The sequence below is a fragment of the Paraburkholderia sp. BL6669N2 genome, assembly GCF_003387275.1.
In the GTDB taxonomy this organism is placed as follows: domain Bacteria; phylum Pseudomonadota; class Gammaproteobacteria; order Burkholderiales; family Burkholderiaceae; genus Paraburkholderia.
This window is the reverse complement of record NZ_QUNA01000002.1, coordinates 188,577-213,507: the sequence shown is the minus strand read 5'-3', so window position 1 is coordinate 213,507 and position 24,931 is coordinate 188,577. Positions and strand designations below refer to the sequence as shown.

At 60.6% G+C, this 24,931-nt stretch carries 17 protein-coding genes and 2 pseudogenes; 9 read left to right on the top strand and 10 right to left on the bottom strand.

What is annotated here, in order from left to right; all coding sequences use genetic code 11:
- The first annotated feature begins 214 nt into the window (after nt 1-214).
- From B0G80_RS47835 to B0G80_RS23495, 4 genes are all read left to right on the top strand, one after another.
- Nucleotides 215-2,275: a PepSY domain-containing protein gene (locus B0G80_RS47835; RefSeq protein WP_116120104.1), complete on the top strand. Its 2,061-nt coding sequence runs from the start codon at nt 215-217 to the stop codon at nt 2,273-2,275.
- Nucleotides 2,276-2,374: 99 nt separating this feature from the next.
- A complete protein-coding gene (locus B0G80_RS23505; RefSeq protein ID WP_258878998.1) occupies nt 2,375-5,281 on the top strand; it encodes a TonB-dependent siderophore receptor in 2,907 nt (968 codons plus the stop codon).
- A gap of 20 nt (nt 5,282-5,301) precedes the next feature.
- Nucleotides 5,302-6,120, top strand: a complete 819-nt coding sequence (locus tag B0G80_RS23500) for a hypothetical protein (protein WP_258878997.1) — start codon at nt 5,302-5,304, stop codon at nt 6,118-6,120.
- Between the two features lie 25 nt (nt 6,121-6,145).
- The gene (locus B0G80_RS23495) at nt 6,146-7,174 is read left to right on the top strand and encodes an ABC transporter substrate-binding protein (RefSeq protein ID WP_116120102.1); all 1,029 of its coding nucleotides are present in this window, start codon (nt 6,146-6,148) and stop codon (nt 7,172-7,174) included.
- A gap of 11 nt (nt 7,175-7,185) precedes the next feature.
- Here the strand turns inward: B0G80_RS23495 and B0G80_RS47090 are convergent, their stop codons facing one another.
- Nucleotides 7,186-7,662 (bottom strand): ATP-binding protein, encoded by a 477-nt coding sequence (locus B0G80_RS47090; protein ID WP_258879270.1) that lies wholly within the window; start codon nt 7,660-7,662, stop codon nt 7,186-7,188.
- Nucleotides 7,663-8,329: 667 nt separating this feature from the next.
- Between B0G80_RS47090 and B0G80_RS23485 the strand changes: the two genes are divergently transcribed.
- Nucleotides 8,330-8,602, top strand: a complete 273-nt coding sequence (locus B0G80_RS23485) for a hypothetical protein (RefSeq protein WP_116120098.1) — start codon at nt 8,330-8,332, stop codon at nt 8,600-8,602.
- 1,109 nt (nt 8,603-9,711) lie between these two features.
- On the opposite strand, the gene B0G80_RS23480 is transcribed toward B0G80_RS23485, so the two are convergent.
- The 6 genes and pseudogenes from B0G80_RS23480 to B0G80_RS23445 form a co-directional block, all read right to left on the bottom strand.
- Entirely contained in the window at nt 9,712-10,881 is a 1,170-nt protein-coding gene (locus B0G80_RS23480) for an IS91 family transposase (protein WP_116120096.1), read from the bottom strand.
- A 23-nt stretch (nt 10,882-10,904) separates the two neighbouring features.
- Nucleotides 10,905-11,780, bottom strand: coding sequence for a site-specific integrase (locus B0G80_RS23475; protein ID WP_116120094.1), 876 nt, complete (start codon nt 11,778-11,780; stop codon nt 10,905-10,907).
- Nucleotides 11,781-12,257: 477 nt separating this feature from the next.
- Nucleotides 12,258-13,601: a metallophosphoesterase gene (locus B0G80_RS23465; RefSeq protein ID WP_116120090.1), complete on the bottom strand. Its 1,344-nt coding sequence runs from the start codon at nt 13,599-13,601 to the stop codon at nt 12,258-12,260.
- A 30-nt stretch (nt 13,602-13,631) separates the two neighbouring features.
- The gene (locus B0G80_RS23460) at nt 13,632-14,498 is read right to left on the bottom strand and encodes a lipase family protein (protein ID WP_116120088.1); all 867 of its coding nucleotides are present in this window, start codon (nt 14,496-14,498) and stop codon (nt 13,632-13,634) included.
- A 583-nt stretch (nt 14,499-15,081) separates the two neighbouring features.
- Nucleotides 15,082-15,756 (bottom strand): hypothetical protein, encoded by a 675-nt coding sequence (locus B0G80_RS23455; protein ID WP_116120086.1) that lies wholly within the window; start codon nt 15,754-15,756, stop codon nt 15,082-15,084.
- Between the two features lie 681 nt (nt 15,757-16,437).
- A pseudogene (locus B0G80_RS23445) lies at nt 16,438-17,700 on the bottom strand (IS110 family transposase).
- A 500-nt stretch (nt 17,701-18,200) separates the two neighbouring features.
- On the opposite strand from B0G80_RS23445, the gene B0G80_RS23440 reads away from it, so the two are divergent.
- Both B0G80_RS23440 and B0G80_RS23435 read left to right on the top strand, forming a co-directional pair.
- A complete protein-coding gene (locus B0G80_RS23440) occupies nt 18,201-19,076 on the top strand; it encodes a tyrosine-type recombinase/integrase (RefSeq protein WP_116120082.1) in 876 nt (291 codons plus the stop codon).
- A gap of 9 nt (nt 19,077-19,085) precedes the next feature.
- A pseudogene (locus B0G80_RS23435) lies at nt 19,086-19,277 on the top strand (transposase zinc-binding domain-containing protein); the annotation flags it as partial.
- 81 nt (nt 19,278-19,358) lie between these two features.
- On the opposite strand, the gene B0G80_RS23430 reads toward B0G80_RS23435, so the two are convergent.
- From B0G80_RS23430 to B0G80_RS23420, 3 genes are read right to left on the bottom strand one after another with little or no spacing between them, the layout of a single operon-like run.
- Entirely contained in the window at nt 19,359-20,348 is a 990-nt protein-coding gene (locus B0G80_RS23430) for a tyrosine-type recombinase/integrase (RefSeq protein ID WP_116120080.1), read from the bottom strand.
- A complete protein-coding gene (locus tag B0G80_RS23425; protein WP_116120079.1) occupies nt 20,345-21,253 on the bottom strand; it encodes a tyrosine-type recombinase/integrase in 909 nt (302 codons plus the stop codon). The genes B0G80_RS23430 and B0G80_RS23425 overlap by 4 nt, the downstream gene beginning before the upstream one ends.
- Nucleotides 21,250-22,497: a tyrosine-type recombinase/integrase gene (locus B0G80_RS23420; protein ID WP_220377483.1), complete on the bottom strand. Its 1,248-nt coding sequence runs from the start codon at nt 22,495-22,497 to the stop codon at nt 21,250-21,252. The genes B0G80_RS23425 and B0G80_RS23420 overlap by 4 nt, the downstream gene beginning before the upstream one ends.
- Nucleotides 22,498-23,583: 1,086 nt before the next feature.
- Between B0G80_RS23420 and B0G80_RS47085 the strand changes: the two genes are divergently transcribed.
- Entirely contained in the window at nt 23,584-24,231 is a 648-nt protein-coding gene (locus tag B0G80_RS47085) for a reverse transcriptase domain-containing protein (protein ID WP_309568777.1), read from the top strand.
- Complete coding sequence (locus B0G80_RS47080; RefSeq protein ID WP_258878996.1) at nt 24,138-24,788, top strand: group II intron maturase-specific domain-containing protein; 651 nt, start codon at nt 24,138-24,140, stop codon at nt 24,786-24,788. Before B0G80_RS47085 ends, B0G80_RS47080 begins: the two co-directional genes overlap by 94 nt.
- Nucleotides 24,789-24,931: the final 143 nt, after the last annotated feature.

Sequence of the window (24,931 nt, the reverse complement as noted above, 5' to 3'; positions counted from 1 at the left end):
GAAGCATGGCCCTGCGGGGGTTTTCCCGAATTTTCTGAACGCAAATTCAGGAAGTGTTCGCGTCTGTTTCAGGCTGGAAGCGCGCATGTGGGTCGTGGGGCGATAAGTCACGCGCAATGAGTTGGGACTTACCCCGACTTTGCGCTGAATTCAGACTTCATTCAGGTTCGCCAACAAAGATGATGGACATCAACAGTCGTCGCCTGGGCAACCCATGAAACCCGCATTCCGTCCGCTCGTCTTGCAGATCCATCGCTGGTGCGGCCTGACCGTCGGGGTCGTGATTCTCCTGATGGCGATCACGGGTGCATCCATCGCATTCCGGCCCAGCCTCGAGCCGGTACTCAATCGCGATCTGCTGACGGTGCCAACCTGCGCGGCGCGCGTACCCCTTGACACATTGACTGCGAATGCGGCCGCATCCCGGCCGTCGGCGACGCTCGACTACATTCGGCTGGTCGCCGGCAAGCACCATGCGCCGCGCATGCCGTCCGCGATGGTGCGCTTCACCGATCAGGTGTTCGTCTACCTCAATCCTTGCACTGGAGACGTGTTGGGCGAACGCTCGCGCTACGGTGGCCTGCTCGGCACGCTCGAGCAGATTCATCAGTTCCGCTTCATGAAGCACGGCAACGTGATTACCGGCACGAGCGCGCTCCTGTTCGGCATGCTGATGATCGGTGGCGGCATCGCGCTCTGGTGGCCACGCTCACGTCACGGCTGGCGAGTCGCGTTCACGACCGGACCCGGCGCGCGCGGACAGGCATTCACGTATCGGCTGCATCGGACGATCGGTCTCTATGCCAGCGCGATCCTGCTGCTGACGGTGCTGACCGGGCTGCCGTGGGCGTTCGACTGGTACGCGCACGGCATCTATGCGATCACCGGTTCACCGCAGCCCGCCAGTCCGCCGAAATCGGCCGTGCCCGCGAACGGCGCAAGGCGGCAAACGCTCGAAAGCTCCTGGCGCACCGCACAGGCACTGTCGCCCGACCCGCAGGATGCGCTGCTGCACATCCCCCAGAAATCGCGTGACCCGGTAGAGATGTACGTGATCGATCGCGCGGCGCCGCATCCGAATGCACGCACGATGTTGTTCATCGACGCATACACGGGCAAGGTGCTGCGGTTCGTTCCGTATTCGCGGAGCAGCGTCGGACACAAGCTGTATTTCTGGGCGTTGTCGTGGCATACCGGTGCGGTTGGCGGCGTGTTCGGGCAACTGTTGCTGCTGTTCGGCGCGCTGTGCGTTCCGGTACTCGCTTACACCGGCGTCCGGAACGTCCTGCGGCGTACGTGGCGTCCGGTGGCGAGCGACGCACGCCTGACCGTGCGCATCGCGAAGAAAACGGTCGAGGCCGACGGTGTGTGCGCGTTCGAATTGACGGATCCGTCGAGACGCAAACTGCCGCGGTTCGCGGCCGGCGCGCATATCGACGTGCATCTTGGCGACGGTCTCGTGCGGCAGTACTCGCTGTGCGGCGATCCGCGCGAGCGGCGGCGCTACCTGATCGCCGTGCTGCGCGTTGCGGATTCGCGCGGCGGATCGGCGGCCATGCACGAGCGGGTTGACGAAGGCGATCTGCTCGACATTGGTGTGCCGGTCAATCACTTCGCGCTGGACGAGACTGCGCCGCGTTCGCTGCTGCTTGCGGGAGGGATCGGCATCACGCCGATCCTCGGCATGGCGGAACGGCTCGCGCGGCGCCACGCCGATTTCGAGCTGCACTATTGCGCACGCTCGCAGTCGCGCGCGGCGTTCGTGCGGCGGCTCGTGCGGGCACCGTTCGCCGGCCGGGCGAGGTTCCACTTCAGCGACGAAAGCGCGGAGCAACGCTTCGACATCGAGCGCGTGCTCGACAGTCAGTCGCCTCGCACGCATCTGTACATATGCGGACCCGCGGGGTTCATCGATGCGGTGCTGTGCGCCGCACGGAATCGCGGCTGGCCCGAGCGGCAGCTGCACTGCGAGCGCTTCGCGTCGATTGCGCAGAAGCCCACGGCGACGCATGCGTTCGACGTGCAGCTCGTCAGCACGGGCAAGGTGTACCGGATTCCCGAGCACAAGTCCGTCGTCGCGTCGCTGGCCGAACACGGCGTCAGGATCCCGACGTCGTGCGAGCAGGGTGTCTGCGGCACCTGCATCACGCGGGTGATCGTCGGCGAAGTCGATCATCTCGACTGCGTGCTGACCGCCGCGCAACGGGAGCGGCACGGACATTTCACACCCTGCTGTTCGCGCGCGAAAGGGGATCTGCTGGTGCTGGACATCTGACCGGCGGGGCAAACGCGGGCATCTTGCCATCGGGCGCGATGCCCGCCGCGGCGGACCGGATCGAAGACTAATAATCCCAACAAGCTGGAGGAGACCGTGGTGATTGGAAGAACGATGGTGGCAATGGCCGTCATGGCGTTGTTTTCGCCGGCGCTCTACGCGCAGGCCGACAGCGGCACGCGCGAGAATGCACTCGCGCCGCAGCCCGGACATGCGAAGCTCTATGCGCAGCAACTGGTGGACCGCACGGTCGCGCTGCACCCGGAGCTCGTCGAGCTGGATCTTCATATGCGCCCGCCTGGACGAGCGGAAAGCGTGATCGTCGCAGCGAAATCCGCGAACCGGATCGGCAGGAAGTCGGACCCCGACGATCTCGAAGTGGTCAAGACCGGTACGCCGTTCGTGGAAGTGAACAAGCGAGGCGACCAGAACGTCGAGGTGCATCTGCCGCTGCTCGACGTCACGCGCAAAGTGATCGGCGAAGTCGAAGTGACGTTCCCGTATCCGCCGGGGTCGGGGCTCGACAAGGAGGCGTTGATCCGGGCGGGCGCACTCATCCGCGACGAGCTGAGCCGGCAGATCCGCTATGGGAACGAACTGTTCGATCCGGTGCTCCCGAGCACGGGCATTCCGGAGAATCCGTACGCGCAGACGCTCGTCGACGAGGTGATCCGCAAGCGCCGCGACGTGATGGCGCTCGTGATGCACGTGGCGAGCCCGGGCGGGGGCCGCGACTATCCGATCATCGCGTCGAACATCGGGCGCATCGGCAAGCCTGCCGATGCGGACGACCGGCGTGTCATCGAGACCGGCAAGCCGCATGTCGAGGTCGGCCGCGAAGGAGATCGCCTCGAAGTGGAACTGCCGCTGCAGGACGCCGGCGGCGCTACGATCGGTGCGCTCGGCGTGGTGATGCCGTACCGCGTCGGCGACGACCAGGAGGCGCTCGTGAAGAAGGCCGAGAAGATCCGGGATGAATTGCGAGGGCGGATCCGCGATGCCGCGGCGTTGTACGAACCGAGGCAGCTCGTGCCGGCGACGTCGGTGATTGAGGCGCGACTCGACGCGCAGGCGCTCGGCAACAAGCAATCGCTGCCGATGACCAAGGAGGTGATGGGCGCCGGCGCGCTGCAGACCGCGACGGAGGGCGTGACCGACGCGGTCAAGAACCAGGCCGGCGTGGCGCCGACCAACTCGTCGGGCAGCCCTGCCGACGCGGCCAGCATTCGCGGCATCAAGGTCAACCTGTTCGCGAACTACCGGCTCAACGGCGGCCTGCCGACCGCGAACGTGATGTCGGTGCCGGCGGAGGACAAGGAGCGCGTGGAGACGCTGAAGGGCGCGAACGCGCTGATGTTCGGCGTTGCAAGCCCCGCGGGCATCCTCAACATGGTGACCAAGCGCGCGCCGATGGACAGGGACGTCGCCTCGGTGGCGCTGCTCGGCAACTCGTTCGGGCAGTTCGGCGTCGCGGCCGACGTCAGCCATCGATTCGGCAGCGAAAAGCAGTTCGGCCTCCGCGTGAACGGATCCGATACGCACCTCGAAAATGGTGTGCACGGTGCGAATGGGCGCGGCTGGTTCGGCAGCGTTGGCGCCGACTGGCAGGTCACCAACGGCCTGCATTTCCAGTTCGATGTCGAGACCTATCGGAAGGACGTCGTCGAGCAGGGCAGCATCAGCCTGCCGACTGCGGTCAACGGACACATCACGTTGCCGCGCGTGCCCGATCCGAGGAATCTGCTGTCGGGCCCGTGGGCGGTTTTCTCCGCGAAGACGACGAACTTCCAGGGGCGGGTCGACTACGACATTGCGCCCGGCTGGAAGGCGCTCGTCGAAATCGGTCAGTCGGATTCGGATCGCTCGCGCTCGACGACCCGGATCGGCGGATACAACGTGTTCACCGGGGCAGGCGGCATCCCGACCGTCAGTGAGGTGACGCAGGTCTACTTCAACAAGTACAAGCGGGCAGAACTGCTCGGTCAATTCGCCACGGGTCCGCTCTCGCACGACATCACGTTCGGGGTGTCGCGCAGCGAGCGCATCGCCGAGACACCCAGACAAAACACGATCGTGTTGCCGGTGCGGGTCAACATCTTCGATCCCATCCCGTTGCCCACTCCGGTGCCGACCCATCCCGACACGTCGCTGCCAAAGCAGGTCAACGCGGATACCGGCCTCTACACCTACGACATGATTGGCGTCGGGTCGAAGTGGAAGTTGCTGCTCGGCTTCCGCGAGAGCCGGTCGTCGTCGAACGACGGCGTGGTGTCGTCAGCGACCTGGGTCGGGTCTCCGGCATTCGGGATTCTCTACGACCTGCTGCCGACCACCACGCTGTTCGCCAGCTACATGAAAGGCATCGAGGATGGCGGCGTCGCCCCCGCAAACGCGAAGAACGCCTACCAGGTCCTTGCGCCCGCGGTGTCGACGCAGTACGAGTTCGGCGTACGCGATCACTACTTCAGGTGGTTGCAGTTCAGTGCGTCCGTGTTCGACATCACGCGCGCGAACGCGGTGACCAATCCGGCTACGCAGATTTTCGCCAACGACGGCACGATCGAATACCGGGGCGCGGAAGCCGTGCTCACGCAGGACATCTCGCGCCAGTGGTCGCTGTCCGAAGCCGTCCAGTACCTGCACGCGGTCCAGAACCCGGAATTCGACATGACGATCAAGGGCCGCACGCCGGAGAATACGCCGAAATGGATCGGCAACATCGCACTGACGCACCGTCCGCTCTGGCTCCCCGGCCTGTCGCTCACGGTGCGTGCATCGTTCATCACAAAGCGCCCGGTGAACCCGCAGAACCAGGGCTACATCCCCGGTTACACCATCTATTCGCTCGGCGCCAGCTACGCGACCCGGATCGCCGGCAAGCATGTCGACATCAGAGTGGCCGTCGACAACCTGTTCAACAAGCGTTATTGGAACTCGGTGCAGACCGGCACGCTTGGCACAGGAATGGACCGCAGCGTGCGGATGGTGGCCAAGATCGATTTCTGAAAAAACGTGGAGCCCTTTCCATGCCCAACCTTCACCGGATCATCATGAATCTTCTCTCCATTCGGGCCATCGGCCGTGTCTTCGCCATCGCGGTCGTACTGGCTGGCATGCTGCCCCCCAGCGCGGCGCGGGCGACAGAGCCGTCGGATAACGACGCGCTGTCGCTGATCATCACGTACCAGACCTTGCCCGCGAACCGGCCCGCGTTGCGCCACGAGCTGGCGCAGTCGACCGCGCGCGAGCTCGCGCGCTGGAAGCACGACGGGCGAATCAGGCAATACAGCCTGCTGTTCAATCGCTATGCCGATTCGGACAACTGGGACGCAATGGCCTTGCTGACGTTCGCGACGCCCGACGACCTGTACCGCTGGCGCACGCTCGAGCAGGCGCAGCCCGCGGCGCTGTCCGGGAAGGCGCTCGCGGTGACGACTTCAATCCATACGACGCCGGTTGATACCAAACGCGCGGAGGCGCTCGACGCGAAGGCGGCGAATCCGGTCTACGTGGTCATCCCGTACAAGACACTGGTCTCGGCCGGCGACTACGAGAAGTACGCGGACGCCTATGTGATTCCGCAATTCAAGGGATGGATGGACGAGGGCGCCCTGTCGAGCTATTCGCTTTATACGAGCCAGTTTCCGGCCGGCCGCCAGTGGACCGCGATGGTACTCCTGCAGTACAGGGACGAGGCGGCCCTCAGCGCGCGCGAGGCGGTGGTGGACAAAGTCCGCGAGCGCCTGACGCACAACCCTGAATGGAAAGCGATCAGCGACAGCAAGAAGAACGTGCGCACCGAAGAACAGGTGGTGATCGCCGATCCCATCGCCGTAAGTCAATGAGCTCTCTGCTCGCAAGGAAGATCCGATGAAAAAAATCGCACTTACGCTGGTTGCCGCTTGCCTGGTCGGTGGGCAGGCAAGCGCCGCCGAACCGGCCACGCTCGCTGCCGATGCGGCGCCGCAACGCATCGTCCTGCTCGTCGACGAGATTAAGGCCATCCGCAATTTCCCTGTGGTGCTGGCGGAGCGTCTCGGCTATCTGAACGACGGCAAGATGGCCGTGACTGTCATGAACATCCGCGACGACGTGTCGACGGCCGACATGCTGAATGACGGACGGGTCGATGCGGTGGTCGCCTACTACCATCACAACGTGGTTAACCAGGCGCACGGCATCGATACGCAGGCCGTTGTCACGCTCGGCGTGACGCCGGGCGCGAAGGTGCTCGTCGCGAACCGGGCGAGGGAGAAATACCAGAGCGTGACTGACCTCAAGGGCGCGCGTTTCATTGCGGGCGGCGCCGGGTCGTCAAAGAGCACGGTTGCGAACGCGCTCGTGCTGGCTGGCGGTCACGGCATCGGCGATTACACGCGGCTCGGAACCGACGGCAAGGAGAAGAATGTCGACGCGCTGCGTGACGGAAGCGCCGATTTCGTTATAGCGCCGACGCCCGACGGGGATCTCTACGAGTCGAAGGGCGTGGCCACGGTGTTCGCGGACCTGACGTCGGTCGGCGGCACGCGCCGGAGTCTGGGCACGCTGTTTCCGTCGAGCACTGTCTACATGTCGGGCGCACGCGTTCGGGCGCATCCGGAGATTGCGCGGCACCTGGCCGGCGCGTTCGTGCACACGCTGCAGTACATCAATTCCCATTCCCCCGAGCAGCTCCTGGCTGTCATTCCGCCGGAGATCAGCGGCAAGGACCGCGTGGCTTATCTGAAGGTGTTGAAGGAGGAGATCCCCATGTTCGCGAACGACGGACGCATGCCGGACGACGGCGCGACGAAGGAGTGCCAGGTGCTCGCCGCGGCGAATCCGGCTTACGGGTCGGTGAAGGTCGATCGGACCTACACCAATGCGTTCGTCGACGAAGCGCTGCGTACGCTGCACTGAACAGAAGCGTTTTATTCGCGCGGGGGCGGCCGGCGTGCGGCTGCGTTCCGTCCGCGCGGCGCATACAGCGCGATGCTGCAGCCGGTCGCGACGTCGTTCAAGCGTAGCGCCATCCCGTGCATCGTCGCGACGGCGGCGAGGCTGAGCCCGAGGCCGCTGCCGGCTGTATGCGTGCTCGTCTCCGCGCGATAGAACCGCCGCAGCACCGCCTGCCGCTCCTCGGGCGGGGGCCAGGGCCGTCGTCGGCGATCGTGATGCCGATGCCCCGTCGCGTCGGGAAGCGGCTGGATCGATACATGGCCGCCTTCCGGCGCGAACTTGATCGCATTGTCGATGAGATCGGCCTGCGCTTCGAACAGGAGGTCACGGTCTCCATGCAGTTCGAGCGGACGGTCCGGCGCCCGGTGGTAGTCGAGCGTGACGCGCTTGTCTTCGGCGGCCGATTCGTAGTACTCGACGACGTCGATGGTGACCGTGGCGAAATCCACGAGGGCGAAACTTGCTGGCGCGCGTGGGACTCGATCTCGGAAATGCGCAGCAGCGCATTGAATGTGTGCAGGATGCTGCCCGTCTCGACGATCGTGTCGTCGATGGCCGCACGATAGTCCGCCTCGGCCCGTGCGCGCCTCTGGGCTCGCCCGAGCCCCGCAAGCGGGCGAGTGCGCGGCGTGCCCGAGTCGTGCGCGATCGCGTCGCATACGCCCTTGACCTCGCGCATCAGCCGCTCGATCTCGTCGAGCGTGCCGTTGATGACGTGCACGAGCCGTCCGACGTCGTCGTGTTGCGTATGCACCGGCAGGCGCCGGCTCAGGTTGCCGGACACGATCTCCTCGATCGAGTGCGCGACGGGAATTGAAGGCGGGGCACTGCCGTCTCGCTGCAAAAAGCAATGCGATGCGCGACGGTCTCGCGAGCACCTGGAACGGGTCGATCGGATAGGTTGGAGGCACAGTACGGCTGCGCAGCAAAGGCAACCCTAAGAATTCCTTAAATTTTTTAATGCAGATTTCAGATTGTGTTTATCCGGCGTCGCTATTGTTGGATCGTGGTCAGCACTTCGAATCTTTGCCGTGCAAGCGCTCCCGCACCATCAGGAGCGTTCGCTGCCACCGGGTTAAGGCACGGTATATCCATTGCAGCCGAAGGAGAGCAGTCATGCGCGCCGCCGATAACTCCCTGCATTCGCTGGTCGACAAGTGGCTTGGCCTGGGGTTGGCGAACCCCGTCCGCGTCATGCGCTTCGGGCACACGCCGGCGAACCGGCGGCGCTATGCATTGGTGCAGACGCGGCGCCCGACCGGCATGCTGTCGGTGTTTTTCTTCCGCCATGACAATGGTGGGTGGTGCGTATTCCCGCCCACCGAAGCGAGTCCCGCGATGCGCTTCGCCGCGCTGTGCATGCCGCAGGGCTGCGATTGCAGTGAATGATGGCGAGTCTCACTGCAACGTCTGATCTCGAAAAATGTGGCGATCCAGGTGAGGTTCGCGGTGACTGCAAGTACGCTGGAACGACGCTAGTTCATGATTTGCGCCGCCGGTCTCACAATCGAGCTGTACGGTGCTTCGGTTGGCAGTAAAAAACAGCAAGGAGACCGCTTGTGAACGAGATTGGATCGAGTGTCACGATTAGCAGGTCCCGGGGTGGACTGCTACCGCGCCACATCTCGATATAGGTAGCCTGTCCTGCCTTCCGTGATACGGGTCACAGCTGGCACGTAGTTGCGGGACACGCACCCGTGGGTTACGAATAGCATCTCGCAACGTTTCGGACTCTACCGCAAGTACGCATCCGCTTGCAGTGAGAACCGACATTCGCAACTGCCGAGGGGCGAATGTCGGGAAAGCAACATGGAGCCGACTCACACAGATTTTGGTCCGGGAACCATAAATCTTTAACTTGAGCAGGAGATAAGTGCGGATTCTTCCTTTTTGTGCCGTGCTTTCCAAGGGATTGAGATACGCACGCTCCAGAAAAACACGTATTCTTTTTGAAAGGTAGATTACGCAGTCCGAGTTGTGCGAAAACCGTATCTACAAGGGGACTTGACGCAGCGGCGCCCTTGCCCGGTTGTCCGTTACAGTGCGCATGGGCAATCGACGCCACGGAAAGAAGGGCGGATCAAGGGAGTCTCTGTTTGCGATCAGTCTTTGGTGCGACGAGGGACCATCATCCGGCCGTTGGTCTTAAGGTTTGTTCGATGCCTGCCCGTGTCCACAGGCCTGGAGGTGCACGACGGGACGTGTGGGCAGGCGTTGAATAAACCTGAAGGGAGGAAACCGCGGGATGCCGCGATGCGGTGGGAAGCTTTGAGGCTATGGCGATTGATGAGCTGGGATGCCAGGCAGTGTTGCGGGATGCGCAGTCAGGCGGGGTGGCGGATCGGGACTGACGCGTTGACGAAGCGGCGCAGTGGCGCAGTCGGAAGGGCGAAGTGGACGTGGGAGCGACTGCGTGAAGCGACAGGCGCAAACGTCCGCTCGTGGGCCGCGTTGCCGCGAAGCCGACGGTCGGGTAGCACGTCCGGAAACCGTTGTATTCATGTCGGGCCCCGGCGCGTGGGGGGCGCGCGGATCGGTGCGGTGCGCGCGAGGATATCGATGACCATCATCGGCGCGCCGCAGTGGCGGCAGATGAAGGCGGGCCGTGTTTCCCTGACGGCTTCGCGCGGAGACGTGGCGACGCCGGTGGCAACGTGCAGCAGTTCGCGCACCTTCGCGAGTCTGGCGCGGCGCACCGGGTTGGCAAGCAGTCCGTAGTGACGGATGCGATGGAAGCCGCCAGGCAGGACATGCAGCATGAAGCGGCGCATGAACTCGCCGGCCTCGAGGGTCATGGTCTTGTAGCGGGTGCGCCCCTTCGCGCGATAGTCTTTCCAGCGGAACGTGACGCCGCGCTCGTCGAAGGCGAGCAGACGCTGGTTGGAAATCGCCACCCGGTGCGTATAGCGTGAGAGATACGCGAGTACCGCTTCGGGTCCCGCAAAGGGACGCTTGGCATAGACGACCCATTCGCAGGCACGCAGCGGCGCGAGCCATGCGGTGAAGACGGCCGGATCGGTGAGGCTGGCATATTCGCCGAAGAACTGCAGTTGGCCCTGCCGGTGCGCCGCTTCGAGTGCCTCCAGGAAGCGGCGCCGGAACAGGCGTGACAGGACGCGCACCGGCAGGAAGAAGCCGGGCTGGCAGGCGATCCACCGCTGCCCGTCGGGCGACAGGCCGCCGCCGGGGACGATGCCATGCACGTGCGGGTGATGCGTAAGCGCCGAGCCCCACGTGTGCAGCACGAGCGTGGTGCCGATCTGCGCGCCGAGGTGCCTGGGGTCTGCCGCGATGGTACGCAGCGTCTCGGCGGCGATATCGAACAGCAGCCCATAGAGCACCGCCTTGTTGTACCAGGCGATCGCACTGATCGCGGCAGGTAGCGTGAAGACGACGTGGTAATACTCCACAGGCAGCAGGTCGGCCTGACGTGCCTCGAGCCACCGGTGTGCGGCGCTCGCCTGGCACTTTGTGCAATGTCTATTACGACACGAGTTATAGGCGATCTCAACCTTTGCGCAGCCGGAACAGCGCAGCACATGTCCCCCCAGCGCCGCGCTGCGGCACTGTTCGATGGCCGACATGACCTTCAGCTGCCCCAGGCTCAGCGCTACTGTACGGCGCCACGCTGGCCCGCAGGCGCGGAAGATATCCGCGACCTCCAGCACGGAGGGCTCCGCGTGCGGCCGGGCTAGCCGGCGGGCAGGCGGTCCAGTGGACTGATCACCTTGCGCAGGAGATCAGTGGCGACCTGGGTATAGAGCGTGGTGGTCTCGATCTGCCTGTGTCCAAGGAGCACCTGGATCACGCGGATATCTTCCTTCTGTTCCAGCAGGTGCGTGGCAAACGAATGCCTCAGCGTATGCATGGAGACGCGCTTGTTGATGTTTGCGGCCTCGGCGGCCGCATGGATGGCGCGGGTCAGTTGCCGCGTGCTGAGCGGGTCGATCGGATCAAGGCCCGGAAAGAGCCACCCGCCATCGAGCATGCAGCCCTGGGCACGGGCCACGCGCCACCAGACGCGCAGACGTTCGAGCAGGACCGGCGAAAGCATCGCGTAGCGGTCGCGGCGGCCCTTGCCCTGCTCGATGCGCAGGGTCATGCGCTGGCTGTCGATGTCGCCGACCTTCAGCGCCACCACTTCGCTCGCACGCAGCCCGGCACCATAGGCGACCGACAGCGCGGTCTGATGCTTGAGGTTTCCAGCTGCCGCGATGAGCCGCCGCACCTCCTCGGGGCTGAGCACAACCGGGAGCGTGCGGGGCACGCGTACCGGCTGCATGCGCGCCATGAGCTCAGGCTTGCCGAGCGTGACTTCGAAGAAGAACTTCAGCCCGCTGATCGCGGCGTTCAGCGATATCGGAGACACGCCGTGATCGACCAGATGCAGCTGGTAGTCCCGGAGGTTCTCGACGGTGGCGGTATCGGGTGAACGCCCGAGGTATCGGGCGAACTGACGTACGGCACGCAGATAGGCGGCCTGGGTCCTGGGTGCGAACTTGCGCATGCGCAAGTCCTCAAGCATATGGCGGCGCATCGGGCTGACGCGCGGATCGGAGGAGGTCATGATGGGGCTCCTGCTGGAGGGCGAGGCGGATTGCCTCAACCACCAACATAACCACCGGCGCCACTGGCCTCCCATTCGCCGCCAGAGTCGGGCCGCAGCCCCCTACCGCGCGAGCGGTTTAGTCCGATCGGCCATTGCCGACATTCACGCGAGCTGGAGCCCACGTCAGCAATACGGCGGACTGCCGACGTTGTCGGCTTGAAGCAGAGGAGCGGCACCTTTCCACATCAGCGAACTCACACTTTCGACCCGGAGCGGACACCGAATGTCCTGCCACCTTAACGGCGGCTTCTGCGGTACAAAGGTCATTCGCGCACGACGTCGGACGGCGAGTAAGCGGCCTAGTGTCCCTTCGCATATTACCTGTGTAACAACCGCGCATATCAAGGCCAAGCCATCTTGCTCCATGTACTTCTTCAACGGCAGCGACCATTAATGCCGTAGTCTTTCTACTAGGATGCCTCGTGTCACGTCCGATCAACCCGCCGGAGTGATTAAACCTAGCCGCCGCAGCTCTTCAAAAGCCTCTGTTTTGAACAAATCCGTGGCTTTTCTCAAGCTATATTCATGGGCTGCTTCGTCGTTGGCCGAAAACATCCCGGTTTCGTGCGAAAAATAGTACGGTTCCACGACGATGGCTCTATCGTCGGCGCACCGATAAACGTAGAAACCATTCGATTTCTCTCGCGCCTTCGTAGCGCTCGGTGCCGTGCAGTGAAGCATCGTCCGGCTGCGGAGTGTGCTTCCGATTTTATCCTCAAGGAGAGTAGCAAGCGTTTTGACCGCTTTTTTCTTTTCAGGATCACTCAGATCATATGAAATAAAATCCTTAACACCACGCCTGGTGTTTTGCTGCTGCAAATCCAACCCATTATATTGAAAACCGTGTTCTGTAATAAAATCTTGGATATGATTCAATCTTCCTCCAAAATACATGAGCGCCAATCTTAAGCTGCGCTTTAGCAGCTTGTTGCTTTCGTCGACAAAATATGTCGGACGGATAGTGACGCCCAGCTGGCGCATGCAGTAATTCCTTGCAAATCGACGGACAGCTCTTTCATCAAGTAAGTTATCGTACTTAGGGTCATCAACGATGTCTCTATGATCATGCCCGGACAGGACGACGTCAAAATCGTCCGAGGCGATTTGCGCTAGGATTCTATCCGTCCGCTTCAGTTGCATGCGACGCTCTTTCCCACGAGCTCGCGGGAAATACAAATAATGGTGAAGTACTAATATTTTAATCGAATTATTATATAGAGAAATTGCCTCATCGCGCGTGAAGTTCCGACCAAGTAGTGCTCCATCAGGAGACTGTAGAAGTCCATGCCGGGCTTGCTCTGTCCATTCTTTTACGGTCAACAGATCGTCAACTTCGATCTCCCCGTTCGCTATCGTGTTAGGTTTAGACGAGTCTAGCGCAACCAGAAATATACTCGGTCCATCATTATTTTCTATGTAGCGCCAATGTGGAAATTTCGCATCCACGAAAACATCAAAGTATGCCGACTTGTCGCCTTGAACGTTTACCGATCTAAAGTAATCGTGATTCCCAGGTACGCAAACTACTTTCTCAAAATAACCCTCCCCGAGTCGCAAGCCGTGTGCTGGAGAATTGTTTTTCAAGCTAATTGAATTTTTAAGCCAATTCAAAAAATATGTGAAATCATGTTCGGTATTTCTTTCTGTGATATCCCCGCTAACAACTATAAAATTAGGTTGAAGTTGCGTGAGAGCGTCACTTAATGCGCTCCATATAGCATCGGAGTGATCTCCGACATGAAGATCGGTTATATGAGCCACAATTAAAGGATTCGGCATGGGATGCTCCGATCTGAAAAACAATCTGTATCAATCGGCGGATTTCTGAAATAAAACTCGGATATAATTAATTGGTGCATGATCGGCAAAATCACGCAAAAGAACGTTGTTTCGTTTGGGCGAGAAACATCTCAAATATTCACGACGCGCGGTGACCCGATCTGCTTTTATAAGTGTCCGACCTGGATTCCGCCATATTTTTGCGTTAGAACTTAAGTACGTCACACCGATTCCATGTCTGAATCCAAGGCTCTTAAATGGCAATCCCGGAACCAGGTCGCAGCAGTTGACGAGGCGAACAGCTGCATCTGGATTTAAACAGTTTACGAAGTCCGAGTCTCCGACGCGAGGCGCGCCGATAGTAACTAGATGTGCGCCGGTGATCAACGTAGAAATCAAGGTTGCCAGAGCGCCGCCGAGACTATGGCCGACTAGCAGAACTTTGGAAGCTGAGCCGCCCAATTTGGAGAGCCAGTTCTCTATAGATTTGATCAATCGGAGTGCGGCTGTGGCAAATCCGCGGTGCACCTTGGCCGAACCGACCGGCCACCGTACAAAGGTAGACCGGAGGTTGGTAAGCAAGTCTTTTATCTTGTCGGGCTGTGTACCCCGAAAGGCGACGATTGCGAGCTTATCGAATGTGCGGTAGGCGCCGTACGCCTCCGTACCAGTGGATGTGTCCGTGAATATCGTTAAATGGGAGAAATCGATTTGATTGAGCGCCAATCTCAGCCGCGCGTATTCAGTCTTTGACGTTTCAAACCGAAGATACGCCAACCGAGACATCTCGGATGCAAGTTGCAGGACCGAATAGTTTTCGCCACGTGAGAAAAGCGCCTCACGTCGCTCGGGTAAATACAGTGCGGGTCTTCCCGGATCGTACGCGATCGTTAACATCGGTTTACCCACAGATTGAGATCACGGAAATCCTCATTTCGGTGCCCCTTTCATGGACACGGCGCCGAAAAACACTCCCGTTGGATAACAGTATATGTTTGAGCGCGTTGTTCAAGCTGTTTCTGTGGATGCATGTAGCCGAAAAATTTCGCGGATTCATATGAACTTAACTTGCCTAAATCACTAACGACATCATCACTTGGCTCCGTTGCTGCGTGAAAGAGGAGCGGCACCGTTGCGTCTTTTGCCAATGCGCAAATCGCTTCCTTTGCTGCCTAGGACGGGCAGCCGAATATGGGACGATCGACGCCAGCATTTGTTGCGGCCGACAGTAAAGCCTAATGAGAGCGTCAACGTTACGCGAGCGGCCGGTAACCGAAGGAAGCCGACACTCGAATGTCGGAACTACGACCCAAGCGAGCGTCGCCTCATGGCCGATTGGGTGAGGTCGCCAACGGCCGCTTAGCGGCACTCCAGTTCGCAGAAGCTGAAACTGGCTGAGTGACCGGTTCGGAGAGAGTTATCTGACCGGAGTGGGTCGCGAGGAGTCTGACGCACTCGCTTTCCTTTTATTTCGACGTCTTCAGGCGTTTAGGGCCTGTTTGAACGCTTGTCCGTCAGCTCGCCGAGCAACCGTAGATTCCGTTCGATGCTGAAGCGACGTCGTGCGATTTTCTTCAGCGCTCGCGATAAAGTTGGACAGTTCGCGCTCCATGGCGGAATCTTTAGCGCCCGGCTTCCACGACGCGGCTCCGTGCCGTCGGCGTGTGACCCGGGCAAGGGCTAACGCGGCCATTGCAGCCTTCGCACATTCGTATTCAACGAGACCGCAAAGTTCGATCGGCTCGCCGAATTCCCGGAACGCTTCCACGTACTCCCGGGCTGCGTGCACTGTGGCCGGGTACTCGCGTAGTTCGGAAACGACCTTGCGGCTCAAGACGTTCCATTGGAGTTTGTCTGGGTAGCCAAAAGCAGCAACGGACACCGTCTTGACCGCTTCAGGGCCCTTCGAGTCGGCCGGCTCCGTCGCCGCCCACGCGGCCTTATGCATAATCGTCCGGCATGTTCGGGCGTAGCTCTCCAACGATAAGGCCAATTCCAGCGCTGTATCGCGTCGCTGAGACTTGCGCTCCCTGGCATTTCTCGCGGAGATCCATGCGAGCGTCACGACGGAGCCGACCGCGCTTGACGCCAACGCCAAAGCTATCGGGTTGTTCCAGCTAACAAGCTGAAGATATTCGAGCCATTCCTGTCGCATGCGACGCGCTTCGGAGAACGAGGTCCGGAAAGTATAAGTAGTCGTTTGCGGACTATTCATGGCAAAAAAATGCGGTTTGTGTTTTTGCCACAATCACTTCGATCGAGCGAGGCGCGCCTTGACAAACCTGCCCGAAACGCTCCCTAACCGAAGTTTCCCTCATGTACGTTCGGACGCAAGCCACACCACACTCTGGTCTTTGTCCGTTGGGTCTGGTGTCGTGCCGGACCTTCAATAAGAATGCCGGTTGTGCACCACGCGTTACGCAGAGACGCCAATACCGATACGGGAGTAGCGCTTACGGCCTGCTCCAGACCTGTTTCCAACACATGAGAAAGGTACCGCGAGCGTCCCTTGAGACGGCTCCTTCCAGCGGACACGCGGTGCTTAGTAACGCGGGGCCAGAGTGGGCGACCTCTCTGTCCGCGTCAGCGAGTACATCGGCGGGCACCCGGCCCCAAATCGACAGGCTGGCGAGTACGCCTGCACAGCCAACCAGAATGACGACCGTCCGTTTTAATCGGATCGGGCGGCTGGCGATAAAATCAAGTGGCATTGGGTAGCCTCGTCTGGCAGGGGACTAGATGTAAGTGGTCTATCGGCACCGGCCACCGAAATCATAGAGCCATGCTCGATTATTTTTTCGGACCGGATGGAGGGGGAGTGCCCCTATGTGATTCGTCAAGCATTAGGGGCGGATGTCGGTTGATAGAAGGTGCCATCGCGCAGCATGGCGAATAGCACGTCGCAGCGACGTCTGGCGAGAGCGATGAGGCCTGATTGTGGCGCTTGCCCTGCTGAACCTTGCGAGCGTAATAGTCCCTGGAGACCGGGTCCCGTAAGGCGGCAAAGGCAGAGAGGAAGAGCGCTCTTTTGAGAACCTTGTTGCCTCGTCTGGACGGGTGTTCGCCACGGATGGAGGAACCCGAGCGTCGTGTCACCGGCGCAAGACCTGCATAGGCGGCAAGATGGGCAGCTGAGGCGAAGGCTTTGTGAGCGACTTCGGTGAGGAGTCTGGCGGCGGTCCTGACGCCGACTCCTGGCAGGCTGGTCAGGACCGGCCAAAGAGGATGTACATGCACGAGGCACTCCACTTCGCTTGCAACCTCGTCGCGTTGCTTGCGCAAGTCGGCGAGCTGCCGCGCCAGACGCGGCATGACGATGGTGGCTGCCTGGGTACCGGGCACGACTACCGCTTGTTCGCTCAGCGCCTGAACGATTTCTGCAGCCAGGCTTTTGCCCATGCGTGGCGCGAGCTTGGTCAGCCGGTTGGTGAGTGTCTTCTCGCTGGTGGCGGCGAGCATAGCGGGTGACGGATAGCGTTCAAGCAGATCGAGTACTGCCGGATGGTCGAGGCGCGGTCCAAGAACGCGCTCGAGCGCAGGATGGATCTGGGTAAGCAGGCCGCGAATGCGATTGCTGGTTTGGGTAATCTGGGCGGCGAGATCATCGTCGAAGCCGCATAGCATAGTGAGTTCGGCAAGCTGTTCGTCGGCCAGGCGAAGCGAGCGCAGCGTATGCGGCATCGAGCGGGCAGCTTCGGCGATGATGGCGGCGTCACGGGCGTCGGTCTTGGCTTCGCCAGCATGCAAATCGGCGATACGGCGCATGGCCAAGCCTGGCAGATAGGCGACGAGCACGCCTTCAGCACGGGCGACGGCCACTGGCAATGCACCGATGGTGGAGGGCTGATCGACGACGAACAGGAGTTGGCCGTGTGTCTTGAGTTCGGCGATGAGAGCGCGCAGTTTGGCCTCATCGTTGGGCAGCGCTTTGTTGTACAGGCGCTTTCCATTCCGATCGAGAGCGACGGCATGATGGTGGCCTTTGCCGACATCGACGCCGACGAAGACATCAACCGAGCTATGTTGTAGGTTTTCTTGCATCGAAGGTTTTTGAAGATTGAGCGGTTCGGCCCGCAACAACGGTGGCAAGTCTCGGCATCCACGTTACGGACGGCCTCAAGATGTTCCAGCCGAGCCCCTATTAGCGATCACCAGCCACCCACCAGACCCGGTGACAACAGTCCCCGGATCATGAATGCGACTAGGGGCGGGAATCATGCCGGGTCTGGCTGGCCAAAGCCCCGATTATCGGGGCATGAAGATAGTAACGAGGGGCAAACGATGGGTCGAAGCTGGGCGCGCATGGAATGCCAGATCCGAGCCCAGATCGCATCCCCGGATAGGTCACTTTCTCGAATATGGCATTTGTCCGAAACCGGATGCGAGTGGTCACAAGGCCAGACGTTGATGAGAATGCGACGACGAATCCGATTCGGTCGACTTGAGTGGGTCACTGTCGGACCGGATGCGGCCAGTGGACTAAACCGCTCGCGCGGTATGCACTCCGTTTGAACGCGGTGGTTCTTCATAGGAAACCCACCCGGTTTCCTATGTTGAGCAATGAGGCACTCCGCCTCGTTGCTCAACAGGAGCCCAGCCATGACTACCCCCAGCCAGGGCATCAGTCCGCTACGCCAGCGCATGATGGACGACATGCGCATGCGCCGCCTCGCGCCAGCCACGCAAGCCAACTATCTTCGTGTGGTTCGAGAGTTCACCGTCTTTCTCGGTCGCTCGCCTGACACCGCCACCGTCGAGGACCTGCGGCGCTATCAGCTACATCTGGTTGACCGCGGTGTGTCGCCGATTTCCCTGAACGCGGCGATCACCGGATTGAAGTTCTTCTTTGCCACCACGCTCGGTCAAGGGGAGTTGATGGCGAAGATGCGTCCGATTTATCTTCCGCGTACCTTGCCCGTCATGCTCAGCCGCGACGAAGTGGGTCGGCTGATCGCGGCGGCCAGTAACCTCAAGCACCAGACCGCGCTCGCAGTAGCCTATGGCACAGGACTACGTGCCAGCGAGGTGGTGGCCCTGAAGGTCGGAGACATCGACAGCCAGCGCATGACGCTGCGCGTTGAACAGGGTAAAGGTCAGAAGGACCGCTACGCGATGCTGTCCCCGGTGCTGCTTGAGCGCCTGCGGGTCTGGTGGCGAGTGGCCCGGGCCCAGGGCAAGATGCTCGACGGCGGCTGGCTGTTTCCCGGGCTCAACCCGATTGAATCGCTCAGCACCCGTCAACTCAATCGGGTGGTCCATGCGGCCGCCGAGGCCGCCGGAATCGACAAGCGTGTGTCCATGCACACCTTGCGCCATAGCTTTGCCACCCATCTACTGGAACAGAAGGTCGATATCCGCGTGATTCAGGTCATGCTGGGGCACAAGAAGCTCGAGACCACAGCGCTTTATGCCCAGGTCGCCACCGATATCCTGCGTGAGGTGGTCAGCCCTCTCGATGGTCTGGATCCTGCGTAGATAGCCGTCGTGGCGCATTGCGCGCTCGAGGTAGCCGACGTCTTTCGCTCTCTTGGTCCAGCGTGGCGCCAATCCGCTCACCTGAACCTCGGGCAACTGAAGGTGATGTCAGCGATCGAACAGTGCCGCAGCGCGGCGCTGGGAGGGCACGTGCTGCGTTGCCAGGGATGCGCCAGGATCAAGATCGCCTACAACTCGTGCCTTATGGGAAGTGTTTTGCTATGGGGAGAAGGCACCCCCTGAGCGAGCACGGAGTGAACTCCGCGCCCGTTCAGCTCTCCATTAAAGCTTGGCCCTGAGCATGGCGATTACCTTATCGGACGGCCGGAACGAACCCCTGCGCAAATGCGGTGGGACGATCGCGTTGAGGGCTTCGAGCTTCTCAGTTGGATCAGCGCGAGTGTAGATTTCAGTGGTCGCCAGATCGCTGTGCCCGAGCCACAGGGAAACCTTTCGGATGTCCTGAGTGCTTCGCAGTACTATCATTGCACAGGTGTGCCTCAAGACGTGCGGTGATACCTGCTTCTTCGACAGCGAGGGGCACTTATGACTAGCCGTCGCAGTGTGGCATTTAAGGACATACGCGAAACCCCAACGGCTCATCGCTTCGCCCCGTGCATTAACGAACAATTCCGGTACTGCGACACTTCCCCGTATCACCATCCAGGCACGCAACGCGTTAGCGGTCGTTTTCCACAGGGGCAAGGCGCGCTCCCGCCGGCCCTTGCCGTGAACACGGATGCTCAACGACGGGAGGACAACATCGGCGGTATGCAATCCCGTCAGCTCCGATACACGCAGGCCGCCGCAGATGGCCAGATGCAGCATCGCCCGGTCCCGAATACCCTCGCGCGTTGACGGATCTGGCGCATCGAGCAGAGCCCGAACCTCATCCTCGAGCAGATATGGCACCAGACGGGAATCGGTTTTCTTATAGGGAATGCCCAGGATTCGTCGCGCTTGCTCAAGAATCGCGGGCTCGCGATACTCAAGGAAGTGGAAGAATGACCTGATTGCAGCCAGCCGGACATTACGCGTCTCAGGCGAATTGTGGCGCGCATCTTCGAGATATTCCAGGAAGTCGCTGATCAGCCTCGCATCGAGCTGCTCCAGTGCTAGCGACGAGGGCGTCACCTTGAGTCGCCTGGCGGCGAACTCGAACAGAAGCTGGAAGGTGCAAGCATAGGAGTCGCAGGTGTGTTGGCTGGCGCCTCTCTCATGGGCAAGGTTTTGACGAAGGAATGCAACAATGTGCGGCGCGATCGGCATCATTTCTGTTCTCCGGTGAGAAACCCCTCTGCGGCGACAGCAATGTCGCGCAGGAGCGCGGGCGTGGCCTCGAGATACCAATAGGTGGCGTTGATGTTGACGTGTCCCATGTAGGTCGCAAGGGCCAACATGTGCCGCCCGACCCGGTCTCGGCCTTCCGGGCTTGCCTCCAGTGCCCTGACGGCGAACGTGTGTCTGAGCTCATGCAAGCGGGGACGGTGGCCGTTGTGGGTGGTGCCGATGCCGGCAAACTTCAGCAGCTTCTGGAACATCCAGTAAGTAACCGTGTATCTGAGCGCGTGACCGTCGTCATCAACGAACACATGGTCGTCACCCGGGCAGGCTCGTCGCCGCAGTGCTAAATACCTCTGCAAACCCGCCACCGCTGTCTCGTGCAGTGGAACTAGACGGGTCTTCTGGAATTTGCTCTTTCGAATCAGCAGTCCTTCGGAAGTCATGTCGGCAAGGCGCAGGTTCAGGGCCTCCGAGATCCGCATGCCCGTGGCTAGCAGCAGGGCAATTAATGTCGCATACGTTTGTGGTTGCAACGTGCCCCGAGGGCCCGATTGCAAGGCTGTGTTTATCAAGCGCTCAATGTCAGCGCAGGTGTAGATGAACGGAACGCGACGCGTCTTTCGGTAACCAAAGTGGCGGGCGGGTGGTAGTTCATGGTTTTGATCCTCCATACGCATGTACCGGGCGAACCGACACACGGTCTTTAGCCTTGCGTCACGCTGGGCCACCGACGCAGCCTCGCCGGCCCAGTCGATTGCTGTCTGCGTGCAAACGTGCATTTCACCGCGTTTGACAGCAAAGCACGCGAAACTGCGCAACAGGTAGTCTGCGTTCAGCAGTTTGAATCCGGCGGCACGCCGCGCGGCAAGATAGGACTCCACGGCCGGCATCATTTCGCCACCTCCGGCCATGGCCGAGCGATTTGGCTGAGCAGCGCTACGTCGACCTTGGCGTAATACGCCGTGGTATCAATGCCGCGATGCCTCAGGATCAGGCCAACCTGGTCGAGGGGAAGCCCGTGGCGCAACATCTCAGTCGCCGCCGTGTGGCGCAGCAGATGTGCACCTTTGGCGGGCGAACTCACCCCGGCCCGTTTTAGTGCGCGCTTCACTATCGAAGATATGCCGTCGCTTGAGATATGCGGCTTGACGGGTGCGATGTTTCTAACAAAGACATGGTCGCTGCCGGCAACCCGAGGTCGCGATTCGAGATACCGCAGAAGTGCCTCGCCAGCATCCTGCGGCAGCGGAAGGCGAACTTCATAGCGCCCCTTTCCCAAGACACGTAGCGTCCCGGAGTCCCACTCCATACCGCTCAAGCGAAGGTTCGCCAGGTCACCTGCGCGAACCCCAAGTCGCACAAGCAGGAGGACGATCGCACGATCGCGAAGACGCCTGCGTGAATCGTCATCGCATGCGGCGATCAGGCGGTCAACTTCGTCAGCGCTCAGACACCTTGGCAGTGACGCCAGGCGCCAATGCGCCAGCGACGGAACCGCCTGATCGAGACCCGGCCGACACAGATCGTGAACCCCGAGGTAGCGTAAGAAGGCTCGCGCGCTAGTGACCCGCTTTTCAGCGGTACCAGCACCACAACTGCAGGCACTGTTCAGCAGGAACGTACGTATCTGCTTCGGATCCCACTGGCTGGCGTCATCGCCAAGCACTTTCAGCATCACTGCGGCATCACGACAGTAGAGCCGAATGGTTGGATCCTTCGCACCCCGGTGCTTTTGCAACCATCGCCGGAAACCACCTACGATTGCCGGTTCCCGAATCTCTGCAATCGAAGGCTTGTCGTCCGGGCAGACGCCGATCTCGATCAGGTATTCGCGAAAGCGTTTGGCGCCGAAATAGACGTGGTGGCCGGTCCTGCCACCTTTTACTTCCGGGCAAGTGCAAGTTGGCAGATGACGAAAGAAGGTTTCCGGGGTTTGTGGACCAGTATCGGCCAGGGTACCGCCGTGTGCCAGCATGAAGCGACCAAGATGGTCGGCAGCTCGCAGGTAACGTATGGCACTGGCCGCGGAATATCCGTCTCGTTCAAGCGCGTCAGCAAAGTCGTCAATGAAGACTCCGCTGGGTCCCGAGCGCAGGCGTTTCAAGGTTTTGGGTGCTACCAGGTAGGTGTCCAGCATCACATCCTCCTATGAGGGTTGCCTGGGAAGGCCCAACCACCATAGCAAAGGAGGACCGCGATTTTATGGGGTGTTAAATGGCGACCGGCCAGATACAAAACCAGATACGCCCGGTAGGTTTCGCGCCGAACCTGATCTGCAACTCCCCGTTAGACAGAACTTCCCATAAGGCAGGTAATGGAGTTCACTCCATTACGTGCCGCAACAGACATTGTCCGAGGTGTCAGGCTCCCTTCGGTTAAAGCAGTTGGCAAACTCACTTTAACCCCGCCGCCTCCATGACGACGGCGGGAGGCCCGCCAGATGATTTTCAAATCGGGCGGGACCCGGGATTCACGAAACCTCCTTTTATGTCTGAGCTTCACAAGCTCGCGATTTGAATGAGGCGTGAGTCAGCGGATTTCATAGGGGCCGGCAGCGAAGCGGAAGCTGCAAAGAGGCCGGATGTAGAGCTGCAGCCCATCCTATTCGTCAAGACCTCGAACATCTGGCGCAAACGGGGGCGTTCATGGTGTGCTACGAATGCAAGCGCAGCGGTTGCGCGAGCAATGCTTTATTGAAGATGAGGGCGGGCCCCTCGAAGTCGGCTTGCAGGAGCTGGCTTCAAATCACCTCAAGCTGCGCGGGTAAAGAGTCCGCGTGGTGAGCGTTGAGGAAAAAGGCGGAGAGAAATTCTGTCAGATGAGTGCTGGTGAGACGAACGCGAGTGAACCACTGATGACGTGTCGAAACCCCATGATGACGCCAAAACCGGGGGGTATGGATGCCCCGGGACAAGGACAGACGGAGCCTGTTGACGGGCTGTCTGGCGTCCGGCATGAAGGTGGCGTGACGCCAGCGCAGGCTTCAATGAGGAACGTAGGAACCTGTCGTCGCGATGCGAAGGGAGAAGCTTAAGCAGGCAGCGCCTGCAAGAGCCTGAGTACCGATGCGCGGCACAGGGGCGGAGTCGTCCGTAGTAGGGAGGAAGGCCCTGTAACGGGGCTGGACCGAAGGGGCGACGTTGCCCGGCAAGACGAGGTAGACAACCGGCAACGGGAGAATCTGTCTCGGCATGCCAAACCGTTTGATATTTCCAAGCGCGAAGTGTGGGAGGCCTACAAGAAGGTCAAGGCCAACCGGGGCGCTGCTGGAGTTGATCGGCAGACGATCGAGGAGTTCGATTCGAGGTTGGCTGACAACCTTTATAAACTCTGGAATCGACTGGCCTCGGGAAGTTACCAACCTCCGCCTGTTAGACGTGTGGAGATCCCGAAGGCAGGTGGCGGTGTGCGACCGTTGGGGATACCGACGGTCGCCGACCGGGTGGCTCAGATGGTGGTCAAACAGCGTCTTGAACCCCAACTGGAACCGCGCTTCCATCCTGACTCTTACGGCTACCGGCCGGGTCGGTCGGCACATCAGGCAGTGGCCATGGCGCGCGTGCGTTGCTGGCAATATGCCTGGGTGCTTGATCTCGACATCAAGGGCTTCTTCGATTCCATCGATCACGCCTTGCTGATGAAGGCGATACGGCATCACACGAAGTGCAGGGTGACGCTTCTGTACATTGAGCGTGGCTTCGGGCTCCGGTCAGTCTGGCAGACGGCACGACGCAGCAGCCGGACGCTGGCACACCGCAAGGCGGAGTCATCAGTCCGTTGTTGGCCAATCTGTTTCTGCACTATGTGTTCGACGAATGGATGCGCCGCAACTACCCGGGCGTGCCGTTCGAACGTTATGCCGATGATGTAGTTTGCCACTGCCGCACCCTGACGGAGGCGCAGGCGCTTAAGGCAGCCCTGGAGCAGCGGATGGCGCAGTGCTCACTGGCCTTGCATCCGCAGAAGACGAAAGTCGTCTACTGCCGCGATGACAATCGGCGGGAGCGCTTTAGCGTTCATCAGTTTGACTTCCTGGGCTTCTGCTTCCGGCCGCGATTCGCAAGATCGCGCGCCGGTACGGTGTTCGTGAGCTTCCTGCCTGCGATCAGCCCAACAGCGGCCAAAGCCATTCGCCAGATAGTGCGTCGGTGGCGACTGCATTGCCGACACACCGTGGACTTGACGGACCTGGCGCAGGAGATCAACCCTGTGCTCAAAGGGTGGCTGAAATATTATGGCCGCTTCTATCGTTCGGCGTTGTACGCGGTGTTCGATTCGTTGGATCAGTACTTGGTGCGGTGGGTGCGCAGGAAATACAAGCGCCTGAAGGATAAAGTGAGTCGGGCACGGGAGCTGGTGGTCAAGATAAGACACCAGCAACCGGGTCTGTTTGCTCACTGGATTCTGGCGCAAAACGGTGGGCAATAGGAGCCGGATGAATCGAGAGATTCACGTCCGGTTCTGGGAGGGCCTGTGGGTGCGATTCCCATGGGCTACTCACCTAGACATAAAAGAAATGATCAATTTTTTAGTAGTCCTAATATCGGCAACACCGATGCTCGAGTGTTCAA

Bases quoted from the DNA above. Each gene is read 5' to 3' on its own strand.
- B0G80_RS47835 (WP_116120104.1), top strand. From the start codon at position 215: ATGAAACCCGCATTCCGTCCGCTCGTCTTGCAGATCCATCGCTGGTGC.
- B0G80_RS23500 (WP_258878997.1), top strand. From the start codon at position 5,302: ATGCCCAACCTTCACCGGATCATCATGAATCTTCTCTCCATTCGGGCC.
- B0G80_RS23495 (WP_116120102.1), top strand. From the start codon at position 6,146: ATGAAAAAAATCGCACTTACGCTGGTTGCCGCTTGCCTGGTCGGTGGG.
- B0G80_RS23485 (WP_116120098.1), top strand. From the start codon at position 8,330: ATGCGCGCCGCCGATAACTCCCTGCATTCGCTGGTCGACAAGTGGCTT.
- B0G80_RS23475 (WP_116120094.1), bottom strand. From the start codon at position 11,780: ATGACCTCCTCCGATCCGCGCGTCAGCCCGATGCGCCGCCATATGCTT.
- B0G80_RS23465 (WP_116120090.1), bottom strand. From the start codon at position 13,601: ATGCCGAATCCTTTAATTGTGGCTCATATAACCGATCTTCATGTCGGA.
- B0G80_RS23460 (WP_116120088.1), bottom strand. From the start codon at position 14,498: ATGTTAACGATCGCGTACGATCCGGGAAGACCCGCACTGTATTTACCC.
- B0G80_RS23455 (WP_116120086.1), bottom strand. From the start codon at position 15,756: ATGCGACAGGAATGGCTCGAATATCTTCAGCTTGTTAGCTGGAACAAC.
- B0G80_RS23440 (WP_116120082.1), top strand. From the start codon at position 18,201: ATGACTACCCCCAGCCAGGGCATCAGTCCGCTACGCCAGCGCATGATG.
- B0G80_RS23430 (WP_116120080.1), bottom strand. From the start codon at position 20,348: ATGATGCCGATCGCGCCGCACATTGTTGCATTCCTTCGTCAAAACCTT.
- B0G80_RS23425 (WP_116120079.1), bottom strand. From the start codon at position 21,253: ATGATGCCGGCCGTGGAGTCCTATCTTGCCGCGCGGCGTGCCGCCGGA.
- B0G80_RS23420 (WP_220377483.1), bottom strand. From the start codon at position 22,497: ATGCTGGACACCTACCTGGTAGCACCCAAAACCTTGAAACGCCTGCGC.